General features: G+C 29.1%; 4 protein-coding genes. All 4 read left to right on the top strand.

Translation table 11 applies throughout. The features are described from left to right. Positions 1 to 275: 275 nt before the first annotated feature. The 4 genes from KPL50_RS26125 (at position 276) to KPL50_RS26110 (ending at position 3,338) form a co-directional block, all read left to right on the top strand. A complete protein-coding gene (locus KPL50_RS26125; RefSeq protein ID WP_216301409.1) occupies positions 276 to 1,685 on the top strand; it encodes an Ig-like domain-containing protein in 1,410 nt (469 codons plus the stop codon). Positions 1,686 to 1,799: 114 nt separating this feature from the next. Continuing rightward, on the top strand, positions 1,800 to 2,024 hold the full coding sequence (locus tag KPL50_RS26120) for a hypothetical protein (protein ID WP_216301408.1): 225 nt from the start codon (positions 1,800 to 1,802) through the stop codon (positions 2,022 to 2,024). A gap of 260 nt (positions 2,025 to 2,284) precedes the next feature. Next, entirely contained in the window at positions 2,285 to 3,133 is an 849-nt protein-coding gene (locus KPL50_RS26115) for a hypothetical protein (RefSeq protein WP_216301407.1), read from the top strand. A 61-nt stretch (positions 3,134 to 3,194) separates the two neighbouring features. Further along, positions 3,195 to 3,338: a hypothetical protein gene (locus KPL50_RS26110; protein ID WP_216301406.1), complete on the top strand. Its 144-nt coding sequence runs from the start codon at positions 3,195 to 3,197 to the stop codon at positions 3,336 to 3,338. Positions 3,339 to 3,580 lie beyond the last annotated feature (242 nt).

Genomic DNA, 3,580 nt, shown 5'->3' with positions numbered 1-3,580 from the left:
TTTGTAAAGAAAACTGAATATATTATATTTGATAAGATATCTAGTTTTGAAGTTGATGAATATAAACAAACCGATGAAAATATTCCTCAATAGTATAATTAAGAGCCTGAAATAGGGCTCTTTTCTATTTTCATACTTGGAAAATAGAAGTAATATCATAAAATATCCAATAGCTATGAGCGTAAAAATCAAAGTTAAGTTTTGGTAAAATAATCCGATAATACAAGTCTAAGAAAGAAATTGTTTTAAATTTAATTAATGGGGGAATGTAAAAGATGAAGAAGTTTTATCAAAGGTTTATAAGTAAGGTTGGAATTGTATTTTTAATGGCTTTGGTGTTTGGAGTGTTGAGTTGTGGGAGTGTTTATGCAGTTGATACGTATTCTGGAAATTTAATACCAACTATGACGAGTAATACTAAACCAAGTGGAATAGCAAATGCAAGTTCTGAAAATGGTAGCTATTCAGCATGGGAATGTTTTAATAAATCATTTTTTTTAAAATCAAACTATTGGATGGCTTCAACTAATTCAGTACCACAGTGGGTTAGTTATAAATTTCCAACATCTAAAACTATATGTAAATATACAATAAAATATATTAATTGGTATGATGTAACAAGAGCGCCTACAAGTTGGATATTTCAAGGAAGTAATGATGGAACTAATTGGATAGATTTAGACATTAGAACAGGAATTTCTTGGAAGTCAGACGAAACGAAAAGTTTAATTTTTAATAATACTACTGCTTATACGGACTATAGAGTATATATTTCTAAAATTAATGGGAGTACATCATATGGTGCAGTTATAGATGAAATCGAGATGATGGAAAAAATACAAACTACAACAGGAGTAACATTAAATAAAACAACAGATTCTATAACAGTTGGACAAACAGATACACTTATAGCATCAACTACTCCATCTGGTATTGGTGTAACGTGGACTTCAAGTGATTCAACTATAGCAACAGTAGATGCAAATGGAAAAGTAACTGCAATAAAAGCAGGAACTACAACTGTGACTGCAACAACAACGGATGGAAGTAAGTTATCAGCAAACTGCACAGTAAATGTAGTTGATACAATAACGAAAAAAGTAGTGCTAAACATTGAGCCAGAAAAAAATAAAATCAAAAAAAATGAAACAGTAACAGCAAATTTAACAATAGATAATATAACAAACATTGCAGCAGAAGATATAAGAATAAAGTATGATTCAGAAAAACTTGAATTTATAGATTTTAAAGAAGTAGACGGAATAAAATTAGTTAAAGATGATAAGAAAGCAGGAGAACTTAGATTCATTCTTGCAAGTAAAGGAAAAGACAATATCGTAGATGCTAAGAAGATTCTATTAAAACTAAACTTCAAAGGAATTAAAGCAGGAGAAGCATTAGTTGATGTTGTAAAAGGTAGAGTGTCTGACGGTATAGAAATAGAAAAAGATTTAACAGATGCAGAATGTGGACAGGCTATAATTACTATTGAAGAAATGAAAGATGTAAATAACAGTGGGGAATATACATTATTAGATTTAGCGATTGACGGAAGACATTTAGGAGAAGCTCCTACAACACTTCCACAATACAATACAGACGTAGTTGCAAATAATGCAATAGATGATGTGGACTTATTAGAAATAGGAAATCAGATGTTGTTAAATCTAAATTATAAATTTTAATAATAAAAGGGCACTCTAGAAATAGGGTGTTTTATTTGTGACAGAATAGGAATATATTGCGTAATAATCAAATGAAACATCTATATTTGATTATTATTTTGGGGGGGAAGTATTATGAGGAAGATTAAAAAAAATAAATTTTGGGTTAATTTTATAAGCTGGTTCGTTGCATTTATTATAGGTAGTGCTGTGAGTGATTATTTTGGACTTAAAGGAGGAGTATTTTCATTAGATTTTGTTTTACGTTTTGGAATATTAATGCTTAACTTTTCTATTATGAAATTTCTTGTTTCAAAAATTATATATGTATGGAACAAAAACAAAAATTATAATAAATAGCGAGATATTGTTAACTAAAAACCATCAATGACTAAACTATAAATACAGCGTAATATTCATATTAGACGTCACAAACAATAAAAGTTTGTGGCGTTTTTAGTGTGACGACTTAGGAAAATAAGGTGAAGTAAAGATAGGGTTATTTTAATCTTTACAATTATACAATATAATGGTAATATAAATCCAGATAGGTAGACTAAAGTAAAATAGAACCTTATGTCAAAATGTGAAAATAAAGGGAGCGGAGGGGTATAACATTTATGAAAAAGATTAATATTAAGATTTTATTTTTGGCCGTTATAAGTATATTTGTACTTATAAATCCAATAAATGTATTTGCAAAAGATAAAGGCGGAGTCGTTAATGTTAAAGGTTACTACACAAAAAATGGTACCTATGTAAAACCACATTATAGAACTAGTCCAGACAGTACTCTAAACAATAATTGGAGTACAAAGGGAAATGTTAACCCTTATACTGGGAAAGAGGGTACTATAGATCCTGATAGTGTGATTGGTAATAATACCGATAGTCAAACATTGACTACCAATACCGCTATAAGTAGTAATTTATCAATAGGTTCTACAATGAAACAAGTATTGGATGTAATGGGTTCTCCAGATTCAATAATAGGAAATATGTGGTGTTATAGTTATTCATATATTGATTTTGATGAAGCAGGGAAAGTAATAAGCTATAATAATGCAGCAAAGAATTTAAAGGTAATAGTTGGAGAGAAAATAAATGGAGCACCTTCAATATCAATAGGTTCTACAATGAAACAAGTATTGGATGTAATGGGTTCTCCAGATTCAATAATAGGAAATATGTGGTGTTATAGTTATTCATATATTGATTTTGATGAAGTTGGGAAAGTAACAAGCTATAATAATGCAGCAAAGAATTTAAAGATAATAGTTGGAGAAAAAATAAATGGAGCACCTTCAATATCAATAGGTTCTACAATGAAACAAGTATTGGATGTAATGGGTTCTCCAGATTTAATAATAGGAAATATGTGGTGTTATAGTTATTCATATATTGATTTTGATGAAGCAGGGAAAGTAATAAGCTATAATAATGTAGCAAAGAATTTAATATTAAAATAAATAGAAGAAAAGAGCGATGAAATAATATTGCTCTTTTTTATTTGCTGTAATGTTAATTTAGGTGAAAAATAAAGAGTTAATAGAAATATGGATGAATATGGATTTAGAAAAGGAAGTTAGAATGGTTAAAACTTGTATAGCCATAGTAATAAATAAAGATTATATAAAAGAAACAGAAGGAAGAATAGAAATTAGCTGCTGTTAAAGCCATGTCGCAATAGTAACAATTAGTAAATACTAGTGTAAACTAAGTCATACCAACGGTTACAGAGGTTCAAAAATCACATAGGATATTAGTCCGACACAACCAAAGGAAATCTAAGAGCATGTTTGCCCCTCTAAAATGGTTTTGAGTTACTAAAATTCTTTTAAGTTGGTAATACTACTTTTGGAGGTGTTACAATGTCTGAAATAGAGGATTTACTTAAAGATGTAGAAATTTTAAGA

Origin of the sequence: Clostridium sp. CF012 (assembly GCF_018861755.1) — a bacterium.
Lineage (GTDB): Bacteria > Bacillota > Clostridia > Clostridiales > Clostridiaceae > Clostridium_AD.
Note: the sequence above shows the minus strand (reverse complement) of the source record. Positions and strands in the feature narration are given on the sequence as shown.

What these genes read in the sequence shown, in the direction of transcription:
- KPL50_RS26120 (WP_216301408.1), top strand. Translation starts at nt 1,800, where the DNA reads ATGAGGAAGATTAAAAAAAATAAATTTTGGGTTAATTTTATAAGCTGG.
- KPL50_RS26125 (WP_216301409.1), top strand. Translation starts at nt 276, where the DNA reads ATGAAGAAGTTTTATCAAAGGTTTATAAGTAAGGTTGGAATTGTATTT.
- KPL50_RS26115 (WP_216301407.1), top strand. Translation starts at nt 2,285, where the DNA reads ATGAAAAAGATTAATATTAAGATTTTATTTTTGGCCGTTATAAGTATA.